This window comes from Paenibacillus sp. PL91, assembly GCF_012935325.2.
In the GTDB taxonomy this organism is placed as follows: Bacteria; Bacillota; Bacilli; order Paenibacillales; family Paenibacillaceae; genus Pristimantibacillus.
In genome coordinates this window covers 317,698-339,060 of the sequence record NZ_JABBYG020000007.1, presented here as the reverse complement: position 1 = coordinate 339,060, position 21,363 = coordinate 317,698, and the positions used below count along the sequence as shown (strand labels likewise).

The 21,363-nt window shown below is 40.3% G+C and carries 21 protein-coding genes; all 21 read right to left on the bottom strand.

Translation table 11 applies throughout. From position 1 onward, the window contains the following. Positions 1 to 216 precede the first annotated feature (216 nt). Positions 217 to 915 (bottom strand): acylneuraminate cytidylyltransferase family protein, encoded by a 699-nt coding sequence (locus tag HI950_RS18475; protein ID WP_169084611.1) that lies wholly within the window; start codon positions 913 to 915, stop codon positions 217 to 219. Continuing rightward, a complete protein-coding gene (locus HI950_RS18470; RefSeq protein ID WP_169084609.1) occupies positions 912 to 1,961 on the bottom strand; it encodes a nucleotidyltransferase family protein in 1,050 nt (349 codons plus the stop codon). Before HI950_RS18470 ends, HI950_RS18475 begins: the two co-directional genes overlap by 4 nt. A 66-nt stretch (positions 1,962 to 2,027) precedes the next feature. Continuing rightward, positions 2,028 to 3,359: an NAD(P)-binding protein gene (locus HI950_RS18465; RefSeq protein WP_169084607.1), complete on the bottom strand. Its 1,332-nt coding sequence runs from the start codon at positions 3,357 to 3,359 to the stop codon at positions 2,028 to 2,030. Positions 3,360 to 3,380: 21 nt separating this feature from the next. Continuing rightward, positions 3,381 to 4,043: a class I SAM-dependent methyltransferase gene (locus HI950_RS18460; protein ID WP_169084605.1), complete on the bottom strand. Its 663-nt coding sequence runs from the start codon at positions 4,041 to 4,043 to the stop codon at positions 3,381 to 3,383. Between the two features lie 17 nt (positions 4,044 to 4,060). Then, positions 4,061 to 5,056: a GNAT family N-acetyltransferase gene (locus HI950_RS18455; RefSeq protein WP_169084603.1), complete on the bottom strand. Its 996-nt coding sequence runs from the start codon at positions 5,054 to 5,056 to the stop codon at positions 4,061 to 4,063. Continuing rightward, positions 5,053 to 6,132, bottom strand: coding sequence for an N-acetylneuraminate synthase (gene neuB / locus HI950_RS18450; RefSeq protein ID WP_169084601.1), 1,080 nt, complete (start codon positions 6,130 to 6,132; stop codon positions 5,053 to 5,055). Before neuB ends, HI950_RS18455 begins: the two co-directional genes overlap by 4 nt. Positions 6,133 to 6,207: 75 nt before the next feature. Continuing rightward, on the bottom strand, positions 6,208 to 7,368 hold the full coding sequence (gene neuC, locus HI950_RS18445) for a UDP-N-acetylglucosamine 2-epimerase (protein WP_169084599.1): 1,161 nt from the start codon (positions 7,366 to 7,368) through the stop codon (positions 6,208 to 6,210). Next, positions 7,361 to 8,530: a LegC family aminotransferase gene (locus HI950_RS18440; protein WP_169084597.1), complete on the bottom strand. Its 1,170-nt coding sequence runs from the start codon at positions 8,528 to 8,530 to the stop codon at positions 7,361 to 7,363. Before HI950_RS18440 ends, neuC begins: the two co-directional genes overlap by 8 nt. Continuing rightward, the gene (locus HI950_RS18435) at positions 8,527 to 9,561 is read right to left on the bottom strand and encodes an NAD-dependent 4,6-dehydratase LegB (RefSeq protein ID WP_169084595.1); all 1,035 of its coding nucleotides are present in this window, start codon (positions 9,559 to 9,561) and stop codon (positions 8,527 to 8,529) included. The genes HI950_RS18440 and HI950_RS18435 overlap by 4 nt, the downstream gene beginning before the upstream one ends. Then, on the bottom strand, positions 9,548 to 11,365 hold the full coding sequence (locus HI950_RS18430; RefSeq protein ID WP_169084592.1) for a motility associated factor glycosyltransferase family protein: 1,818 nt from the start codon (positions 11,363 to 11,365) through the stop codon (positions 9,548 to 9,550). Before HI950_RS18430 ends, HI950_RS18435 begins: the two co-directional genes overlap by 14 nt. Positions 11,366 to 11,494: 129 nt before the next feature. After that, entirely contained in the window at positions 11,495 to 12,748 is a 1,254-nt protein-coding gene (locus tag HI950_RS18425) for a flagellin N-terminal helical domain-containing protein (RefSeq protein ID WP_169084590.1), read from the bottom strand. Positions 12,749 to 12,888: 140 nt separating this feature from the next. Next, on the bottom strand, positions 12,889 to 13,113 hold the full coding sequence (gene csrA / locus HI950_RS18420) for a carbon storage regulator CsrA (protein ID WP_169084588.1): 225 nt from the start codon (positions 13,111 to 13,113) through the stop codon (positions 12,889 to 12,891). A gap of 15 nt (positions 13,114 to 13,128) precedes the next feature. After that, the gene (gene fliW, locus HI950_RS18415; RefSeq protein ID WP_169084586.1) at positions 13,129 to 13,521 is read right to left on the bottom strand and encodes a flagellar assembly protein FliW; all 393 of its coding nucleotides are present in this window, start codon (positions 13,519 to 13,521) and stop codon (positions 13,129 to 13,131) included. A 98-nt stretch (positions 13,522 to 13,619) separates the two neighbouring features. Continuing rightward, positions 13,620 to 14,186 (bottom strand): DUF6470 family protein, encoded by a 567-nt coding sequence (locus HI950_RS18410; RefSeq protein ID WP_169084584.1) that lies wholly within the window; start codon positions 14,184 to 14,186, stop codon positions 13,620 to 13,622. 11 nt (positions 14,187 to 14,197) lie between these two features. Beyond that, positions 14,198 to 15,169, bottom strand: a complete 972-nt coding sequence (gene flgL, locus HI950_RS18405; RefSeq protein ID WP_169084582.1) for a flagellar hook-associated protein FlgL — start codon at positions 15,167 to 15,169, stop codon at positions 14,198 to 14,200. 23 nt (positions 15,170 to 15,192) lie between these two features. Then, entirely contained in the window at positions 15,193 to 16,752 is a 1,560-nt protein-coding gene (gene flgK, locus HI950_RS18400) for a flagellar hook-associated protein FlgK (protein WP_169084580.1), read from the bottom strand. A gap of 19 nt (positions 16,753 to 16,771) precedes the next feature. Beyond that, positions 16,772 to 17,275 (bottom strand): flagellar protein FlgN, encoded by a 504-nt coding sequence (locus tag HI950_RS18395; RefSeq protein WP_169084578.1) that lies wholly within the window; start codon positions 17,273 to 17,275, stop codon positions 16,772 to 16,774. A gap of 8 nt (positions 17,276 to 17,283) precedes the next feature. After that, positions 17,284 to 17,550, bottom strand: coding sequence for a flagellar biosynthesis anti-sigma factor FlgM (gene flgM, locus HI950_RS18390; protein ID WP_169084577.1), 267 nt, complete (start codon positions 17,548 to 17,550; stop codon positions 17,284 to 17,286). A gap of 111 nt (positions 17,551 to 17,661) precedes the next feature. Beyond that, on the bottom strand, positions 17,662 to 18,078 hold the full coding sequence (locus HI950_RS18385; protein ID WP_169084576.1) for a TIGR03826 family flagellar region protein: 417 nt from the start codon (positions 18,076 to 18,078) through the stop codon (positions 17,662 to 17,664). Positions 18,079 to 18,191: 113 nt separating this feature from the next. After that, entirely contained in the window at positions 18,192 to 19,079 is an 888-nt protein-coding gene (locus HI950_RS18380; RefSeq protein WP_169084575.1) for a ComFC family protein, read from the bottom strand. Continuing rightward, positions 19,076 to 21,283: an ATP-dependent helicase ComFA gene (locus tag HI950_RS18375; protein ID WP_223285353.1), complete on the bottom strand. Its 2,208-nt coding sequence runs from the start codon at positions 21,281 to 21,283 to the stop codon at positions 19,076 to 19,078. The genes HI950_RS18380 and HI950_RS18375 overlap by 4 nt, the downstream gene beginning before the upstream one ends. Positions 21,284 to 21,363: the final 80 nt, after the last annotated feature.

The following is a 21,363-nucleotide window of genomic DNA, read 5'->3' as shown; positions in this document are numbered from 1 at the left end:
ACCCATTATGTAAATTAATTTCCGATTTCACCTACTAATAGTACTATCGGATATAAATAGAATTTAGTTTAGTTGAATTACAAAAATGATCATTATAAATTAAAAGGTTAATAGCCTATGCATACCTGCATGGCAACCCATTGAAATAAAAAATGACTCCCGATGAGTCCAGGAATCATTAGTGTTTTAGTCATTATCCAACTTAGGATTACATGTTCATTCTTGTATAAGCGACCTTCGCATCAAAGCCTCACATAATATAAAGTCCTCTTCTGTATCAATATCATATGACCGGCTTTTTGGCATAACAAATGCAACTGTTTCATCTCTTAAAAAAGATTTGTTGTTTAAAAGCCACTTGGACTCGGCTACATACACAGCCCCATTCACAACAAATGCATCGGATAAATCTTGACGGCGTGATGGAACCTTTTCCTGTGGGATAAGCAACTGCATATGGTTATTCTCTTGCAATGAATACATCCAATAAGGTGACTTATCGACTTTAGTTACACTCACGCAGGAAGGCGCATCCGATTCCATCATTTTTTCAATAGAACCATCGATATCTTCTGCCATTCTTAACGGAGATGTAGGCTGAAGAAGAACAATATAATCATAATCAGGTAATTTATCTATCGCATGAAGAACGGGATCAATCCCCGGCGTTGTGTCTTGAGCTAATTGCTGGGGACGAATAAATGGAACATCACAACCATACTCCTTGGCTACACCTATTATTTCCAAATCATCTGATGTAACAATTAATCTGTCTATATATTCAGATTTATTACCAGCTTCTATTGTCCAAGCAATCAACGGTTTTCCCGCTATTTCGCAAATATTTTTTCTAGGTACTCCTTTAGAACCACCACGAGCCGGAATAATCCCTAATACTTTTTTGTTATTAATCATATTAAGCCTCCACTGAATTCATAATTAGCCTTTTCATAATCGTCCATACGACCAATATCAAGCCAATACTCTCTCAGTGGAAAAGCTGATACTTCTTGTTGCTGCTTCATCAATTTCTTAAAAAGATCTGGCATATCGTAAAATTCATTTTGAGGAACTGATTTCAACACGTCAGGACTTAACACATAAATACCAGCATTAACAAAACTTTTATGAATTGGCTTCTCTTCAATCGACAAAAGACGGTGATTCTCCGTTTCTAGAACACCATACGGTATTTGGTATTCGTATTCCCTTACACACATTGTTGCAATTGAATTCGTTTCATTGTGAAAATTAAGCAACTGTTCATAATTCACTTTGGTCAATAAATCTCCATTCATTACAAAAAAAGGTTGATCAGGCTTTTCTATAATTAGTGATAGTGCTCCAGCTGTTCCTAATCTCATTGTTTCTTCTATATAAGATACGTTAACATCAAGATGCTTTCCATCTTGAAAATAGTCTTTAATCATATCCTTCTTATAATTTACCGATAAAATAAAGTTTGAAAATCCGAAATCTTTAAAACTATTAATAATCATTTCCAAAATGGGCTTATCACCCACTTTCAACATAGGCTTTGGAACATGATCCGTCAAAGGGCGAAGTCTTGTTCCAAGACCACCTGCCATTAATATAACTGTATTTGCTTTTTGCAACCCTTGAGCTACATTATCTGCAAATAAGACGTTTTGAATCTGATTTTCTTCATTTACAATCGGTAGTTGTTTCACTTTTAGCTTTTTCATTAGTTCTGCATAATATTGCGGTTTCTTTCCAAATTTTTCGTATACGGGATATTTGTTCATGACTTCCTTAATAGGTATTTCTAATGACAAACCTTTAAGAAGGCCTCGTCGAATATCTCCATCTGTTACTGTACCAAGTAAAAATTTATTTCCGTCAACTACAACAGCAAATTGTAGAGCTGACTTGTCGATAATTTGCATTGTTTGAATAATAGATGTCTCTGGCAAAATCATTATTGATTCCCAATTAGTCATTATCTGCACATCCTTATTACATAGCAAATCATATCATATGTGTATTTACCATGAGGTTTTATAAAATCACTTAATCTTTCCTACATATTTAAAGACGTTAGCCAATACATCAGCCATAAAAAACTGATTACTATCCCTTTGGGCAAGTGTAATATTGCTAATTTCATTGGTTATAGCGTCAATAATATCTCCATTAATTTCTAGCATCTCTGGTGTAATAACAGGAAAATAGCTTCCAAGCTTATAAGCATAACTCTCTACCACTTTTGTATTTTCACTAATAATCCCCATAGTCACGAGTTCTTGAATGATTTTCTTTTCATCAATAACAACATTATCGTCATCTAAAACTTCAACAGTGCATTTATACTTATCATTTTTCTGAAAATTATTATAAATAGTAACTCTGAAGGTTTTCATTTCAAAATCATAGCAAGTTATGTAATGCCTATCAGTTAAAAACGGCTTATCCAACAATAAATGAAACAAATATGTGGTTCTCCTTACACCTTTTAACGATCGATTTTCAACAAGATTGTATCTCCCAGCAAGAAGTGACACCGGAGCTGTCCAAACAACATGAGAAATTCCAGTTATTTCTTCGCAATCTTCAAGGGTTAACTTTGTAATTTCATTCTTATCTACATGGATTCCCGATATTTTCGCACCTTTTAGTATACGAATACCATTATTATTCATTTTATTTTCTAATAAGCTTATCCATTCATGTATTCCACCTTTTTTAGGATAAAAATATTCTACATCCTTATTTATACTTGGAGTAGACAAGGATAATCTCATATCAAAAAAATTGGATTTTTTTAACTCTTTCGTTTTATTCTCATCAAATGCAATAATTCGAGGGTTTATTATTAATTTTAAAACATCCGGGGCTAAATCTTTTAAAGCTGTTCCAAAAAATTTAAAAGAAATTTTCTCAAAAAAATTATTGGTTAATGCTTCACCAAATAAGTCTCTTATTTGTTCATATGAATTTTCATATTGCGATCTAGATTCAAGTCTACTATGAAGTAACTCTATTAAAATCTTATGATAATATTCTTCATCATAAGAAGTAATATCAATAGCTGAACCTAGTGAATTTAGCTTCTTATTAAAATAATTCCCTGGTTTGAGATGTGTTAGTTTCAACCATAAATTTGAGTCATTTATTTCATCAGGAATTAAGTATTTATTAATTTCCTGATGATGAGTCAGAGCAGGCAGGTGAGTTCCCTTATCAAACCAATGTTCATTTCCATAATTATCACTCTTTAGGAGTCCACCTAATTCACTACTATTTTCAATTAGAATCACATTAGGAAATTTATCTTTTAACATTAATGCCGATAGTATGCCTGCAATCCCCCCACCAACTACAACTACGTTTGTAGACACCTTATACCTCCTATCGTCAAATTAGTTTTTAATTCCCGTTATTAACCATTCAATAATTCGTTGTTCAAGATCATACGTTCTTTCCAATATTTCTAGTTCAGTGATCTCGAACTTGCTTAAAAGTTTAGAAATATCTTCTTTAGAAGTAAATCGTACAGTTCCTTTACCGCTCAATGGGCCTTGTGTCGGAATCCGAGTATTATAACTTACTTCTTCACCCGTTTGATCACCCCAACAACTAGTGGCAAACGTTCTGCTAAATAACTTACCGCCTTTTTTTAAAACACGAAAAATTTCATTATAGATTAATTCAGAATTTCCAAAAGAATTACAACTAATAGCTTCTACATCAATAACTGCATCAAACATATCATCGTCATATGGTAGTTTAACAATATCTCCGACTATTAGTTCACCTGTCCAATCAAGGACTTCAGAATTCAATCTTTTTTTTGCTTTTTCAATGGCAGTCATAGAACCATCTATCCCATAAACTGAAAATCCTTCTCTCGCTACATACCATAAATTCGCGCCAGTCCCACAACCTACTTCTAATACTTTTATCTCTTTTCTACTCGCGGTTCCGTAGAAGTTACGTGCAATAAAGCGAATTAAATCTTCAGACGGATATTTCCCCCATTCTTGACTTTTGAATATTTCTTCCCAAGTTTGATCCCATGCCATTATTCATACCCCTATCCTTATCGATAATATAAAATGAAATGTTCTTTATGTGGTTCTTTTTTCAAATACTCTGATTTCATTTCATTATAAACAACGTGATTATGTTCGTATTTCCCGATTTTAAAAGTTGCCTCATTTTTTGAAAAACCTCTTTTGAAAAAGAGAAGTGGGTTTTCATTTGTACGGTCGGTCCCGCCACCTAAATACAACAATTGTACATCCTGTTTCTTCACAAGTTCAGCAAATTCATATAGCAATAGGTTTGCAACGTTCTTTTTTCTGCCTTCTTCAATTGAAGCAGAGAGATGATATTCTGCTATATGACCGTTCGCAAAGAAAAGGGAAGCTCCGATAACCTGCCCCAATTCATTTTCGGCATTAGCTAGGAACACAGCTTCATTTTGCAATAAATGTATAAAATACTCTTCATTAAAAAAATAATCTTCTAGTGCATTTTTTTTGTTCATCAATGCAATATACATATCAATAAATTGCTGAATATAATACTTGGACTTTGAAAAAGTAATAGTAACATTACTATTTTGAGCTTTTTTTATAGCTGTCCGAACTCGAGTACTGAATTCGTAAAGCAAATTTTCTTTTGTTAAATCTATATATACCGTCTGTCTATTCTCAAAAATTTGACCGTAATAATTCATTTCATTTTTCATTAATGGATGGAATCGGATAAATTCAATCAGCACAGATTGGTCTATACACCATTTTTTATAATTTTCGATACATTCATTTTTAAACAACTCATCTCCTACGCAAAGCGGCCCCCCATAGCCATATGGTGATTGGATATCAAAGTATGGCGTGTTTGGCACTTTACCTAGATGAAATGCATGATAATAGATATTCTCGTTTTTTTCTTGAACAAAAAAAACGGCCTGTATATCTTTCTTATAAAGAGCATCATTAATGACATATTGAGGATGAAAGTAAAAGGATTGCATTTCTGCAGGCAATTTTTTGAAAATAAGCAATGCTTGTTCTGCTGATACTATCATCTTAATCTGATTTCCTCATCTAACTTAAATTCTTTTGGAGCTATCTGTTTTAACATATTCCAATATTCAAAAGGGCTTATTCCATTACCGGGCCTTTTAACCGTTATGTTCTCAACCGTAAATGCTTCACCTTGTTTGATTTCTTTCCTCGCCACGACACTTTTTCTTGCGATTTGAACATTTTTCATTTCAGATCTCGAAGGAATCTTTATACCAGATCCTTTTGCTAACTCCACTTGCCTAATCCCATCAACCATCTGAATTAATTCATCCGGTGAAAGCGAAGCCTTATGATCTGGTCCTTCTGCCTGTTTATCATACGTAAAATGCTTCTCTATAACTGCTGCTCCTAAAGCTACGGCAGCAATTGATATTGCAATGCCTTCCGTATGATCTGAGTATCCAGCCTGAAGTCCAAAAGCGTTATTCATCGTATTCATCGCTATCAAATTTACATCTTGAACAGGTGCAGGGTACTCTGTAGTACAATGCAGCAAGGTCACGTTTTTTTTCAAAAGCTGCTGCCCTTCTTCAGAAATAAACGCTTCTTTAAATGCTTCAATAGTTGGATGTTCTTCTTTCTGTAGATAACCAAAAGCAATAACACCAAGAGCCGCTTCTATTTCACTCATTGTTGACATTCCTGTTGACAAAATAATTTTCACTCTTTTTCTTGCAATATGATAGATGAGCGGAGCGTTTGTAATCTCACCTGAAGGTATTTTAATTGTTTTTAGCGATAACTCATCAATTAGAAAATCAGCACTTTCAATATCAAACGGTGTCGATAAAAACTCAATTTCACGAGCATCGCAATAGGCCTTTAACTCTCCAAATTGTGTAAAAGAGAGTTCCAGCTTTCTCACCATGTCAAATTGCGATTCTCCTTTGCCAGTCGTATTAATCTGGTATTCCGCTTTAGGAGCATACTTGCTGATTACATTTTCCGTTTTAAAAGTTTGAAACTTCACCGCATCTGCTTTGCCCATTGCTGCAATATCCACTAACTTCTTTGCCAATTCGATATCACCATTATGATTAACACCTGCTTCGGCGATAATATAAGTTCCGCTCATTTACTCACCTCTGATTTTTCATCAATCTTGGTAAACCGGAAATGTTATAGCTATAGATTCTAGAATTTAAGCGGTCTATCTTAAATCATAGAATGGTTTTTTTATAATGTCTTTTAATTCAGCATGCTTCAAATGGTCCTTAATATCTTTAGACGTGGTTACGCCGTCATACTCTAATTGCATCTCTGTTAATGAATGATGAAACTGTGTAGAAATAGCCATTTGGATCGAATTAATAATTTCGTCTGTCTTTGGAGCGCAGTCAATGATAGAGCTCGCTTTTAATCTACCTTTTTGTCTGTCGCCAATATTAATCGTCGGCTTCGAAAAGGCCGGAGCTTCAATAATTCCACTGGAAGAATTCCCAATGACTACTTCGCAATATTTCATCGTACTTAGATACCTTAACTGTCCTAACGAAAAATAAGACTTTACTCTACCAGAATTCAATGTAGAATAATCATCAATTAATTCATTAATTCTTCTACCGTCGGTATCTGCATTCGATTTTGTAAAAATAACCTGATATTCTGGAAACGCATCAACTGCTGCCAGCAAGCTTTTCATCTGTTCCTCGGCTGTTTGGATTTCTAGCGTAGCGGGGTGAAAAGTAATCAAAAAGAACTTTTCAAGTTTCCATCCATAAAAGCAATCCAGCTCCTCTTTCGATAAAAGGGACATTTTTCGGATATTTTCAACACCAAGATCGCCTACCTTAAACACCCGATCCGGCTGCTCACCGAGCTGGATAACACGATTCGTATATTCCTCATTCACGGTAAAATGAATATGACTCATCTTAGTAAGCGAATGTCGAATCGACTCATCGATCACGCCTTCAGTCAATTCACCACCAGAAATATGGGCTACTGGAATTCTCATGACCAAAGCAGTCTGAGCAGCACTCAATATTTCAAATCGATCCCCAAGAAGAACTAGCACGTCTGGAAGCAATCTCTGAAATGCATCTGCAAAGCCTAATATGGCAATCCCCATTGATTTCGCAATACCAGTCGGAGTATCTGATGACAAAAGCATCTCTATTTTTTCGTCTATATAAAATCCGTCTTCTTCGATTTGTTTATAGGTTAATCCAAATTCGGAAGATAAGTGCATGCCCGTTACGACCAATTGCAACTCCAATTCATTATCGTTCTGAATTTCTGTCATCAGTCGGCATAAAAGTCCATATTCTGCGCGTGTTCCGGTCACGATACATATTTTACGTCTACCCATGGTATTCTCCTTGCAATGGAGTTGATGGAATATTAATAACCCGATTATTTAATAAGTTGGTAACAGAAAGATCCGCTTTAGGACAATCTGCGTATGGAGTCAATTGGTCTAGAGGTGTCCAAATCGGACGCGCCATTACACCCTCGCCATTTAATATATCCAAAATCGAATCACGAGCATGAGTATTTTCATCAATTAATAACGTTTGCAGCCAATAGTTGCTTTTCCCGAAAGAAGGCTCTATTAGCAATTGTACGCCCTCAATTTTTTTAAACAATTGCTGATATCTCGTCGTTAATAGTCTTTTTGATTCAATAAAATGGTTCATTTTTTCTAACTGAGCACATCCAATTGCTGCATTAATATTCGGCATTCGGTAGTTGTACCCTATTTCATCATGACGGTATTCCCAGCGGTGAGGAATTTTGGCTGTAGTCGTAATATGCTTTGCATAGTCGGCAAGTTTTTCATCGTTTGTTAAAATAGCCCCGCCACCGCCGGTTGTCATAATTTTATTGCCATTAAAACTAAGCGCTCCAACCAGTCCAAATCCACCAGTATGTTTACCTTTATAATAGGAACCAAGTGATTCTGCTGCATCTTCAACAAGAACAAGACCATAACGTTCACATATATCAATTAACGGATCTAAATCGACAGCATGTCCAAATGTATGCATCGGAACTACAGCTCGTATGACCCTTCCTGTCACCTTGTTAATTAATTGTCCTTTGTCAATAATACCTATTTCTCGAATATGTTCCTCGAGTTTCTTTGGATCAATACCAAGTGTCTCTTCTGATACATCGATGAAATGTGGAATTGCCTGTACATACGAAATCGCATTGGCTGTTGCAATAAATGTCAGTGCCGGCATTAAAACTTCTTCATTTGCTTGCACACCTGCCACTTTTAGTGCAATATGCAATGCAGCAGTTCCGTTTACAACGGCAATAGCTCTCCTCACTCCTGTATATTCTGCAAGTCTTCTTTCAAACTCATCGACATATTTCCCAACAGATGATACCCAGCCTGTTCGTAAACAATCCGATACATACTCAACTTCTGTTTCGCTAAACGTCGGTTCATGTAAGGGCAGAAAGTCATTAGCACCATGAATTCCCCTAATATCCTCAGCTATTTGCTTCCACTGTTTCCTCATATATTATATACTTCTGTCTTATAATGTGATAAATTCACCGGATCCGTGAACCAGTTAATTGTATCTTTCAATCCACATTTAAATCCATCAATGCCACCGTATGATGGCTCCCATCCAAGCAATTCTTTCGCTTTTTGATTATTTGCCCAAAGCCGCTCAACTTCACTTTTCTCAGGACGCAGACGGATTTCATCTGTTTCAATTTCAATTTTATTGCCCATTACATCAGCAATTGCCTCAACTGTTTCCCCTATTGATATTTCATAGTTACTGCCTATATTAATTACTTCACCAAGCGCTTTGTCGCTATTCATAACAGAAATAAATCCGCTCACGGTATCTTTAACATAGTTGAAATCTCTAGTAGGACTTAACGCACCCAGCTTGATTTTCTCCTTACCGGATGCAAGCTGCGTGATAATGGTCGGAATAACAGCTCTCGCGGATTGGCGTGGGCCATACGTGTTAAAAGGTCTGATAATGGCTATCGGCGTATCAAATGAACGATAAAAAGATAGCGCCATTTGATCAGCTCCAATTTTTGAAGCTGAATAAGGTGACTGACCTTGTAATGGGTGTTCCTCATCTATAGGTACATATTGGGCTGTCCCATACACTTCACTTGTTGACGTGTGAACGACTTTGGAAATACCAAGCTCACGTGCCGCTTGCAACACATTTAATGTCCCTTTAATATTCGTGTCTACATAGGTATCTGGAGAATGATAGGAATAGGGAATAGCAATTAGCGATGCCAAATGCAAAACGCTACTACAATCTTTCATCGCTTCCTTAACTCCATGCGGATCTCTTACATCTCCAGCAAATACTTCAAACTCGTTCTTGTATGCTGAATGGTCCAGCCATCCCCAGGAATTAAAAGAGTTATAGTAAACAAAAGCCTTCACGTTATATCCGAGCTTGACTAATTCTTCTGTTAAATGTGATCCTATAAAGCCGTCTGCACCCGTAATCAGAATTTTCTCAGATGTCTTCAGTTTTCTCACTCCAATAGTACTATTTAAATCCATCTAAACTTTCACTAAGAATTGAAATTATTTGAGCCAGTACAAAAACACTAGCTGAAAGAAATTCAACCTGTATTTCCTTATTCCTGTTTAAATTACTTGATGAGAGGATTTGCTCAATATCGTAAAGATTCCAAATAGCGGTCATTAAAGCTGGTTGTAAGATATGACGTAAAAGCCAATTATCTGTAACCTGTCTAAACAACGGATCAGTTTTTTCCAATTTCTTCAGTGTTTTTTGTAATTCTTTTTCTGAAGAGATATTCGTTATTTTTAGCCTTTTAATATTAATCAATTGATTTTCATATTTTATTTTCAAATCAGAAAAAAACTCTATTTGTTCTTCAATTTTAATCTTCATTTGTTCCTGATTAAGAGGATTTGATGCTACATTTTTCAATATGTCCAATACTGGTACTAAATTTTCAGAACAATGTGTATTTAAAACTTCAGCAAGGCTCATTTGAAGCGTGTTTGCAATTTTAGCTCCTCCTTCAGTTGCATTAATAACAAATAAATTTTTATCAAATATTTCCTTTTCAAACCATTTCCGAAAATTAATCCATATTTCATTTGAAGTTACATAACCCCCATAATAACCTTCAACAATTGTTTCGTCTATTGATGAAAAAATGTTATTTGTAAACTCTTTATTGTCATATATTGTTCCACCTGCATGAGACTCCTCTTTAGAATCTCCAAAAGCTAAATCCTGACCCATTAACACAATTGGAGATGCTCCAATGTGTTCTGCAAAACCAAATGCAACATGTGCGCATGACAGACCAATGCTAATAGAACTGTCTTTCGATATACCGAAAACATCCTGTATCCAGTTATACTCCCCTACTTTTTCACGCATTGGAATAACAATATTACCTTGATACTCTTCAAATATTTGGGGATGAAGAACCAACGGTCCCACTAATGTTATTTCGCTCGGATAATTCTTGTTCTCATAAAAATATGTATAAGTTTCCTTCCCTCTTTCTATTGAACAAATAAAGTCTGGAATAATCCCTTCGTCGCAAAGTCTGCTAGCAATTGTATCTACAGCAATTATTACGGCTTTATTTTTCATTTTTTTCAATTGTTCAATGTTCTTATTTAATGATGGACCCGCGGATACAACAACTGCTGGTTTGTTTTCAAATAATCTTTTCAATTGAGAAACGTCCTTAGAACGTGTTAAACAATTAATATTTTTTATATTATTCCTAAATCCAATCATACTATCTTCAATTGAATTACCATACAACATGGCTTTATAATGAATAATTTCCTTAACTTTTTTCACTATTGCTATACATGAGTCCAAACTATATTCCCTATAAAAATAAGTGAAATAAAATTTAATGTTTTTAATGTAATATATTAGTGTAGTTGATAATAGATTATCTAAAAAGAACGAAAGGTTTTTCAAATCATCAGCAAAGAGTATTACATTCAGATTATTAAATAAATTTAAATCTTGTTTATTTAATGCATGATTAAAAAAAGAAAAGTTAGGTTCGATAATAAGAAGATAAGACTCTTTGCTCATGGTCTGAATATGCTTTTCTATTTCCTCTAAGGAATTAATACCCACTAATATGATTAACTCTTTTTTATTATCGTTAGGCATATTTGATTCATCAAATTCATTTTTTATAATTATAATTTGATTGTTTATGAAAAGCAGTTCATTTCCCTCTTCATCTGTTCCGATAAAATTTAAATGAATGTCATCTTCTTTGGGTTGACCTATCCAGTGATTAGGATTTCTGGATATAACATCTATATTTCGATCCAATATTGTCACGCTCATGCTGTATTCTCCTTTATCTCAGAAAATCCATTCACTTATACACCATTTCTGCGAACCAACTCATAGTAGTTTAAACCAAAAAAATCTCCCGAAAAATTCGAGAGACTTTTTGGTTTTGAAGTTTAATTATTATCTCAACAATTGAAGCACGCCTTGCGGCTGTTGGTTTGCTTGAGCCAGCATAGCTTGTGCAGCTTGTGCAAGAATGTTGTTTTTTGTTTGACTCATCATTTCTTTTGCCATATCTACGTCGCGTACACGTGATTCAGCGGCAGTCAAGTTCTCTGAAGAAGTATTCAGGTTGTTAATTGTGTGTTCAAGACGGTTTTGTGTTGCACCAAGCTTAGAACGCTCAGAAGATACCTTTTGAATAGCAGTATCAATGACTTTCATAGCCGTTGTTGCTTGACTTTGTGTTGCAACTTGTAATCCCTTAACTCCAAGTGCAGAAGAAGTCATTTCTTGAATGGATAAGTTCAACGATTGATTGCTATTAGCACCGATTTGGAAAGTAGCAGAACCATCAGTACGTACGTTCTCAGCTTGTTTTGTTTCAGAGAATGAAGACAGTGCATTAGTTGCGGAATTTTTCACTGCTCCAGTGCTATCTTTGACTGTCATTGTGATCCCGTTTACAGCACCTGTTGTACCCGCAGCAGAAGCAGTTACGGTTATAGAACCGAGAGTATTAACCGTGCTTGCGCCCTCAGTTATTAAACCTGTAATATCAGACAATGCAGTAGTTGCTGTAATAGTTACAGAACCTGTTTTTGTAGTACCATCATTTGTTACGTAAGAAACATCAACTTTATCCCCAACAGCAAGACCAAGAGAGTTACCATTTGCATCGTTAAGTGCTGTTGCTAATGTAGTTAGTGCTGCTACTGCTGCCGTTGTACCAGTTCCAGTTTTCAATACAGCACTGCTGTTCTCATTAGCTACCGCTGCATTCACTGCACTACCCATCGAACCATCAAGTAGATTTTTAGTATTGAATTGTGTTGTTGAGGATATACGATCAATTTCTTTAGTTAGTTGCGTCATTTCGTCTTGAAGGTTAGTACGATCTTGAGCAGTGTTTGTATCATTCGCAGATTGTACGGATAGTTCACGCATACGTTGCAAAATGGAATGAGTTTCGTTCAAAGCACCCTCAGCTGTTTGAATCAAAGAAATACCGTCTTGGGAGTTTTTCGAAGCCATATCCAAACCGCGGATTTGACCGCGCATTTTTTCGGAGATTGCTAGTCCCGCTGCATCGTCACCTGCACGGTTGATGCGAAGACCTGAAGACAATTTCTCGATGTTTTTGCTAGTTGCTGCAGTGTTGGAGCCCAATTGACGATGTGTGTTCAAAGCTGCGATATTGTGGTTAATAATCATTGATATTTCCTCCTTGAAATTTTCGTATTTCCGCATCCTTGCGGAAGCTTACGATAATAGTTCGGCCGTCCTATTATCGCGCTAATATATTTATCGGATTTCCGCATCAATTGTTTATAGCTTATATTTAAAAAAACAAATTATTTTTTAAATAACTTTGAAACGTCTTCAATGGATAAAGCATTAGTTGCTGCCGCACGATTTTCAGCTTGAATAGCCATATATATTTCTTTGCGATGAATATCAACTTCCTTCGGTGCTCGAATGCCTAACTTCACATTATCGCCTTCTACGCCCAAAACAATAATTTCTACATTTGCGCCAATCATGATGGACTCATTAGTTTTCCGTGATAAAACAAGCATGGCTTTTCTACCTCCCTAGGTTCGATTGAGCGGAGCACGCGAGCTGTATGTATTATCGTGAAGAATAAGCTGTTTTCCTAATTTTGTCCTGTTATTCAGAACGATCGGAGCAAGTAGATTAATTGTTGCCTTTTCCCAGTCTGCAGGTACCGTTATAATTGAACCAATCTCAACTTCTTCACCATTTTCGATACCTAGCTCTTGTTTAATGATATCCGGAAGCTCCCATTCATAATCGGGATAAAACAAAAATGGACTCGCAATTAGCAAAGATATGGCTTGATCCTCAACCGCTCTCATTAACTTCATTGGCAAATCATTTCCTACCTCTTCGAATACAAATTGATTCAAATGCTCGAATCCCGGTATACCCTGCTCAAATGTATAAATTTGCTGTTCAAATTTCATATAATAACCTCCTATTAGGATACCTCTTTTATTAAAATAAAAACTATAGACCTTATGCGTCATACGCAAATGATCTATAGTCTTAAATGAACGCAAAGCTAAATAAGTTGATCGATTTCTGGTGGGATAATATCTACCTTTGGGTATTGGCTCATATAAATATCTAGCTTGCCTCGCTCATATTCATGAATAGGTTTATTTACTTGCACATTCAAATTTACACGTCCTGGGGTGGTATCAATAGTGAGCTCACCTGGAATATACTCGATATCAATATTATCATAGGCTGCTTCCCCGCGAAAATCAAACTCAGGAAAGGTACGTTTCCATTCTCTTGCCATTTCCGCTATAGGATTCCCGCCTAAATGAATCGATGCCATCTGATCGCCCTTCTCCACAATCCGTGCAATCCCCTGCAATGCTATATCAGAAGCCATTGAATATATCTTGCTCATCGTTTGCAAATTATTGCCTAAAGCTAAAGCGTCCCATACTCGGTCCTGATTAATTTCCAGCCGTCCCTTAGTCGTTTTAAAATGTTGTTCTGGCCTTATTTGTTCCATGTCGACTGTTGCCGCAGGCTGCTCAAGACGCTGTTTTCCGATATCGGCATCGATTGACAAAACAGCATCCTGCGAGCGAATTTGAATTTGAGGAATTTGCATGTGTATATCTCCTATCTCAAGAAGTCAACCAAGCTAGGACGTATAAGCTGTGCTCCTACAGATAGTGAAGCTTGATATACATTTTCCTCCGTTTTCATATTGGTAATCACTTCTGACATATCTGCATCTTCTGTTTTCGCCTGAACCGTTTTTAGATTGATTTCGATATCCGCAAGCCGATTTTGAACAATATCGACACGATTTACTTTTGCTCCTACTTCGGCACGTTTTGAAAGCATCGTATTCATACGACTATCTACCTGCTTAATTAATGCAGAAACTCCCTCTTGATCACCAGAGCCCAACATATCGTATGCTCGTTGAAGAAGTAAGAAAGCATTATCGCTGCTTTCTATCTCTGCTTGAGTTGCCGTAGGCGATACGCCCTCACCAAAGACCTCATTACCCGTAATGTTTACGCCTAACTTCATGCCTGCCGATAATTCATATTTAATTGAGCCGGTATCTGAGCTAACTTGAAATGCCTTTAGTGATGGTGGATCACTTATCAAATCAACTGTACCGTCTACGCCCATCGTTGGATATGGTTTATCACCCGTCAATTCGCCATTAAACACTTGCTTACCATTAAATTGGCTATTACCGATTTCAACCATTTGGTTATATAGCTGGGACATTTCGACTTTTATAGCATCTAGACTTGTTTGTTCAAGCGTCCCATTTGCCCCACTGACTAACAATTCTCTAGTCCGCTGCATAATTTCACCAGCTTGTCCGATCGTTGTATCGGTATACTCAAGCATGGATAACGAAGAACTAACATTTTCGCTGTATTGTTCATTAGCATCCAGCTCACTACGATAACGTAGAGCAAACGTAATACCGACAGGGTCATCTGATGGTTTATTAATTTTCATTCCTGTTGAAAGCTGATTTTGCAGTGTGTTCATTCGACCCATGTTATTCGATATATTACGCAGTAATTGCGAGTTCATCATCGATTGCGTGACGCGTAAAGACATAATCTCTCACCCCCGAATTATGGTTACAGGCCTACTCTACCCATTCCATTAATTACTTTATCTAATATTTCATCAATCATTGTCATATTTCTAGCCGCTGCGTTATAAGCATGCTGATATTTAATCATATTCGACATTTCCTCATCGAGTGAGACACCGCTCACCGATTGTCTGCGTGATTCAACTTGGTCGACTATAATCTGTTGATTGGTTTGCATTCGAGTTGCTTCTGCAGTTTGAACGCCAAGCTGACCGACAACCGAACGAAAATAGGCATCCACCGTGTTCTTATTCTCGCCCGTACCTGAATCAAAATCAATACGGGTATCCCGCATTTGCGAGAAGAGCACAGCCAAAGAATTGTTACCGCTAATCACTGACTCCGAGCCATCAGCATTAGTAACCACACGCATTGAAGTAGCAATCAGATTAGAATTAGCCACAATCGCTGGATTAAGTGTAATGTTTCCCGCATTTATTCCAGTTGTTCCACCCGCACTGTCTGTGAAGAATGGCAATCCCGCATCTTCTCCTGCTAATGAATAACCAAGCTGATGCAAACCATTCAAGCCCTTCACAGTCACAGTCGTATCCTCTGTTAATGTGCGGTTTGTCCCTGTGTATGTAACGTTATTTAAAACTGTACCTTCTGGCAAAACGGAACCCTTAGGTAAGGTAATATCAAACTCACCATTTGCCATCGTTTGTACAAGCTTATCAAGCTCACCAATATAACCTTCGACGAAATGATCTCTTGAATAGATCGTGCCATATATAGCACCGCTATTCAGGTCACCAGAAGCAAAAGCTGTGTTTAAGGTTTCCATGTCCAATTCTGCTGTAGCAGTCCCTTGAACCAGTTCCGTTCCGCCCATTGTAATTCGGTAGCCATTGGCTTGATCCTCAACACGTATATTGACTAGTCCAGAAAGCTGATCCGTAAGCAAGTCTCTCTGATCGCGTAAATCATTAGCATTGTCACCTAGTCCTTCGACCCGACGAATTTCACCATTCAACTGAGCAATGCTTGTCGTTATAGAATTTACGGTATCCAGATTGATCTCCACGTTTTCAGTCAAGTCTGCCTTTAAATCGCCAAGCTGTTTAGCTGTATAATTAAATGCGTCGACCATCGCCATCGTTTGCTCCATAACGACTTTGCGGCCGTCAGCGTTCTCTGGGTTTTTGCTCAAGTCCGACCATGAGTTCCAGAAGTTAGAGATGACCGTTCTTATGCCCGTATCACTTGGCTCATTTACGATTCCTTCTAGTTTAGATAATGTATCTAGTTGTACTGTGAAATTGCCGTTTGATTTATTTTCATTCCGAAACTGATTGTCCAAAAACTTCTCTCTTATACGCGTTATAGAGCTTGCCTCTACACCTGTACCAAGCTGACCTGCTGCTGTTGATTTGGAGAAGCCAACTGCATCTATCGGTCTTGAAGCGGTCATATTCACAACTTGACGTGAATAACCCTTTGTATTCGCATTCGAAATATTATGTCCGGTTGTATTTAGAGCGGACTGCGTCGTGAACAAGCTGCGCCTCGCTGTTTCTAAGCCATGGAATGTCGATGCCATCGTATCTTGTCCTCTCTTGTTACGTCTTAATATTAAAGCGGCCACTACGATTGTAGGCCATGCCTTGAACTGCGCGATGATAGGTCGCTTCGTCCTCCGTCGGTCCGAGCAGCAGATCCTGCGTGAAATGCAAATGCTTCAACGTCATTTTTACTAGCTGCTGGTTAAATTCATTGATATCTTGAAGCTTGGTAAGAGCTGCCGATAATTCCTGCCAAACGGCCTGAAGCTGCTGCTTTTCATTAGCATGATAGACAGCCTGTATGAGCTTCTCCATTTTGAAGGAACGATGGCTAGTCAGCTTTTGATCCAGCATATATTTCCCGATCAGAAAGATCCGCCGTTGCTCAAGCTCCAGAATGCGCTGAAGACACTTCTTTTCTTTACTGGAAATGTACGAAAGGGTCTCCACATTGTTCACGGTAATGGCCGTTGTCTTCGCATTGCCGTACTCAATTAGCTGCCGGTGCTCATCTAATAGCTCTTGCAAAACCTCTAATATCTGCTGGATGTACTCATTCATTTAGAGAACTACTCCTTCAAGTAGGGAAGCAGCTTCTCGGCAATTTTGCCGGCTTCCACATGATACGTGCCCGATGCTACCGAACGCTTTAGCTGCTCGATATGCTCTGTTCTGTCTGCTCCGCTCGCCTTACTTGTTGTCAGCATCTCCTTGGCAGCCGCGGAAATCTGGACCTCGTCCTTCTTCTTTGCCTTGCCTTCTGCACTTATTCTAGCTTCATTTTGCTTATGGTAAGGATTAAGCGCACCAATACGATTCGTCTCGTTTATTTTCATTTTATCCACCTCATTATTTACGGAAACTAAAAAAGCCGATTACCTTTACAAGTATTATCGGCTTAGGTCAAGTGAAATTTTATAGTCATGAAAATTTTAACAGGAATTCATCTATTTATCTTTGTATCTATCTAGACCTTTGTATACACCAGTTGGCTTAAACGCGCTTTTTATTTCTGTTTGCTTAGCAAGGTTATCGAACATTTCCTTTTTGTCCTTATCGATACGATGACGGCAGCTGTCGCAAAGATGATGATCACGAATCAGCGTCCCACAGGACTCGCACGGATATGACATATTAGGAGCATTCACGATCGAAATACGACCCTCGCGGATAAATTTCGTAATTTGTTTAATGGAAACGCCAGTAGCATCAGATACCTCAGTAATGATTGAACCCTTGAACTCACGCAAAAAGTTTGCGCAAAGTTCGTATTCTTTATCAATTTCACGCATGCACGACGGGCATACATCTCTAAAATTTTTGGCAAAAAGCTTACCGCAGCGAGGACAATTATCCAAATTCATCGCTCTGAGCCCTCCTTTTTCTGTCAAACGAATCATATGATTAGCTTTATTCTAAACGAAAGCGTTAACTTTTTCACTATGAATCTATTGCAGACCTATGAATATTGAATAGATTAGGAACGTGCCCAGGTCAAAATGTATATTTCCAGCGGGCACTGCGCCAGCCGATGCAACTCTTGCGAGCAAGCCTCTGCCGTGCTTCCCGTTGTATATATGTCATCAATAAGCAGGATGCGTGTGGTTTTCCGAGAGGGCTGCGCTTTAGTGGCTGAGTTAAGTAGAGTACGAAGCTCCCTTGCGTTTACGTCAAAAAGCGTCCTTGTATCGCGCATTCGCTCGGAGCGCGTCTTAAAGCTTTGCTTCTCCGAATGACGGGAGCGGATGAGCAGGTTCATTAGGGGTAGCCGATAGCGGTGTGCTAAATGGCTTGCGAGCTGCTCCGCTTGATTGAAGCCCCTCTCGCTTGCCCTCTCTGGGCTGATTGGGACATAAGTGATCGCATCCCAGTAATCGGCTATCTTCCCTACCGACTTTGGGAAGGTACCGCTTGTAGCGCTGTCCTGCAGTTGCTGGGCAACCTCGCAAGTCATTGCTTCAAGGGCCGGCAGCAGCATGTCGCCAAGCAAAGGCGCCAGCCGCTCGTTTCCTCGGTATTTGTACAAAGCAAGCATCGCCCGCATAGCTGGATTGTAGGAGACCGCGCTGCGGTTGCATACGAATGCCCGTTGTGGACGGCGTATGCAGTCCTCGCATGCGATGCTGCGTCCGCATCTGGGACAGGCGATGCGGGTGAGCCATGGTATGGCGGAGAGGCATCCTCCGCAAAGCGACTTTCGAAGCTGGGGAGTCAGCTTCGATTGGTTGGAGCTGCCCGGGCTGCGAGCCTCGGTTCGCGGTTTGCCGCAAAGGAGACATGCGGCAGACGTTGGAGCGAGCAGCTCCGCGGTAGTGGCGAAGGCGGATTGGAGGCGCCGGAGCCATGCTTGCAGCGAGTCGGTCACTTTGACGAGCCTCCTTTGCTGGCGGGGAGCAAGTACCCTTCTTTGCGGGCCATGCGGTTCATCTTTTGGATGTGGCGAACTGCAGCTAGTTGCGAGCGATTGCGCTCACGGCTGCAGAAATAAACCCGGCCAAACGGGTCCTCAGCGGACCGTCCTGCCCTGCCCGCCATTTGGACCAAGGAAGCCTCGTCAAAAAGCCGCCCGTCCGCATCTAAAATGTAAACGTCGCTTCTCGGAATCGTAACCCCTCGCTCTAATATCGTGGTCGTGACCAGCACGCGAATTTCCCTTGCGCGAAAACGCTGCACCTTCTCCGTCCGCCCAGCATCCTGAGAGGAAGTTGCCTCTATTGCTAGAAGTTGAAGCACAGCCCTTAGCAATGCAGCCATAGGCTCGGTCTGTGCAATTTGCTGCAGGAATACAAACAGCTGGGCATCCCGCCGGATCGAGGCCTGCATAGCGGCCAACAGCTTGGATGGCAGCCTGCGCTGGTGAAGCATTTGTTTCACTGCTGGCGTTTGATACATTTGCGGCACGGGCAGCGGACGTCGATGGTAGCGTACGGGCACTCTCGCATGCGGAAGCTTGCCACGCTTCGCTGCTCGCTGCAGCTCGTTTGGCGGCGTAGCAGAGAGCAGCAGCCGGGCAGCGCCAGGCGCACAGCTTTTGTCAGCGGCATAATGAAGGATAGGATCGCCGGCGTAGGGAAAAGCGTCAAGCTCGTCTACGACGACTAAATCAAAGCCTTGATAGAAACGCAGCAGCTGATGAGTCGTAGCAAGCGTGATATCGCCGTTCTCCCAGCGCTGCTCGCTGCCGCCATATAAGGTGACAACCGAAGCTGCCGGGAACGCTTTGCGGATACGCGGATCTAGTTCAATTACGACATCGCGGCGCGGCGTAGCTATAAGCGCTTTGCCGCCTCGCAGCAGCACCGATTCCACCAGCGGAAAAATCATTTCGGTCTTGCCCGCTCCCGTCACCGCCCAAAGTAAAAAATCTCTCGTTTGCTTTCGTATTCCCTTTGATAATTGAGGAGATTCCGTCGTCTCATACTCTTCAACGAAACGGAGCGCCTTCGCTGCGGCAGCGGCCTGTGCCGGGCTAAGGCTCCACTTCTTAAGCCGCTGCTCTAACGGCAACTTCATGAGTTGCCGCTGATCCGTCTTCACTCCGAGCAAAGCAGGATGCTGCCCAACAACGAGCAGCTCGCATTCCCGGCTCCGCCCCATCCCAATGCACGCCGCGCAATAGGCGCACAACCGCCCGCACGCCGCACATGCCGTGCGGTGCATATGCGCCTCACAGCTCCCGCAGCGCAAACAGCTGCGCTCGCGCCTGCGGCGCCCCAAAGCGTCCAATCGCCCACCACCACCGGCGGCGATCGATCCGCTTAGGCGCACCCGCCCGAGCAGCGCTGCAAGCTGGAGCACGCCGCTCCAGCTTGCAGCGGCGCCGGGCCCACCCGCGCCAGCTAACAGGGCGTGCGCCTCGCTTCGCAATAGCGCACGTCCCTGCATCATGCCCGCGGCAAGCTTCGCCCCTGCCGCAATCTCTCCCAGCTCGGCTTCGCTTAGCGTTCGCTCCCTCTCTCCGCTTTGCTCGCGCACAGCACTATGCACGGCATGACTAATCTCTCGCGACTTACCTACACCCAGATCTCGTGACTTACCTACACTAAGCTCTCGCAACTCACCTACACTCAGATCATGCGACTTACTTACATTCTGCTCTCGTAACTGACCCGCTCCCAGCTCCCATCGCTCCGCCAAACCCAACAAGCTCTCTTCATTCCATTTCGATTGCCGCTTTCCTCTACTACCCAAATGCCACCACCTCCGGCTGCCGGCAGCCTTTCTTTCATCCAGTCCGCATTGCTTAGCCTCCTCTACACAAGAGAGCAACAGCTCTAACGCTTCGATTGAACTCGCTTGATATCCCATTTCATTTAGGCTGATGGTCAAATCAGCCTTTTTCTCTCTTCTTCGCTTCAGCCCTTCCTCCCAAAGCTGGGCAACAAGACAAGCATCACCAAGCGGCAACGGCTCTCTCAAAAGCCAACCTGATTCAGCCATTTTTCCGTTAAGCCGCCCAGTCTTGCCAAATTCCCCGTTCATCCAGAATTGCTTGTCCACCTCTGGATGAATCGTTGCCGATGCCTGCCAATGCCCGTTAACCTCCACAACATACACCTGAGCCTTCATCCGCTTACGCTCCCTCCCCCGCATTTCAATACCCATCGCGCTAGCGCGTGTTGCCTTAACGCCCGAACAACAAAAAAAGC

Coding starts and splice junctions, on each gene's coding strand:
- HI950_RS18475 (WP_169084611.1), bottom strand. CDS start 915: ATGATTAATAACAAAAAAGTATTAGGGATTATTCCGGCTCGTGGTGGT.
- neuB (WP_169084601.1), bottom strand. CDS start 6,132: ATGAGCGGAACTTATATTATCGCCGAAGCAGGTGTTAATCATAATGGT.
- flgM (WP_169084577.1), bottom strand. CDS start 17,550: ATGAAAATAAACGAGACGAATCGTATTGGTGCGCTTAATCCTTACCAT.
- flgL (WP_169084582.1), bottom strand. CDS start 15,169: ATGTCTTTACGCGTCACGCAATCGATGATGAACTCGCAATTACTGCGT.
- HI950_RS18430 (WP_169084592.1), bottom strand. CDS start 11,365: ATGAGCGTGACAATATTGGATCGAAATATAGATGTTATATCCAGAAAT.
- HI950_RS18455 (WP_169084603.1), bottom strand. CDS start 5,056: ATGATAGTATCAGCAGAACAAGCATTGCTTATTTTCAAAAAATTGCCT.
- HI950_RS18385 (WP_169084576.1), bottom strand. CDS start 18,078: ATGAATTTGGATAATTGTCCTCGCTGCGGTAAGCTTTTTGCCAAAAAT.
- csrA (WP_169084588.1), bottom strand. CDS start 13,113: ATGCTTGTTTTATCACGGAAAACTAATGAGTCCATCATGATTGGCGCA.
- flgK (WP_169084580.1), bottom strand. CDS start 16,752: ATGGCATCGACATTCCATGGCTTAGAAACAGCGAGGCGCAGCTTGTTC.
- HI950_RS18440 (WP_169084597.1), bottom strand. CDS start 8,530: ATGAGGAAACAGTGGAAGCAAATAGCTGAGGATATTAGGGGAATTCAT.
- HI950_RS18460 (WP_169084605.1), bottom strand. CDS start 4,043: ATGGCATGGGATCAAACTTGGGAAGAAATATTCAAAAGTCAAGAATGG.
- fliW (WP_169084586.1), bottom strand. CDS start 13,521: ATGAAATTTGAACAGCAAATTTATACATTTGAGCAGGGTATACCGGGA.
- HI950_RS18410 (WP_169084584.1), bottom strand. CDS start 14,186: ATGCAAATTCCTCAAATTCAAATTCGCTCGCAGGATGCTGTTTTGTCA.
- HI950_RS18395 (WP_169084578.1), bottom strand. CDS start 17,275: ATGAATGAGTACATCCAGCAGATATTAGAGGTTTTGCAAGAGCTATTA.
- HI950_RS18425 (WP_169084590.1), bottom strand. CDS start 12,748: ATGATTATTAACCACAATATCGCAGCTTTGAACACACATCGTCAATTG.
- HI950_RS18470 (WP_169084609.1), bottom strand. CDS start 1,961: ATGACTAATTGGGAATCAATAATGATTTTGCCAGAGACATCTATTATT.
- neuC (WP_169084599.1), bottom strand. CDS start 7,368: ATGGGTAGACGTAAAATATGTATCGTGACCGGAACACGCGCAGAATAT.
- HI950_RS18435 (WP_169084595.1), bottom strand. CDS start 9,561: ATGGATTTAAATAGTACTATTGGAGTGAGAAAACTGAAGACATCTGAG.
- HI950_RS18375 (WP_223285353.1), bottom strand. CDS start 21,283: ATGAAGGCTCAGGTGTATGTTGTGGAGGTTAACGGGCATTGGCAGGCA.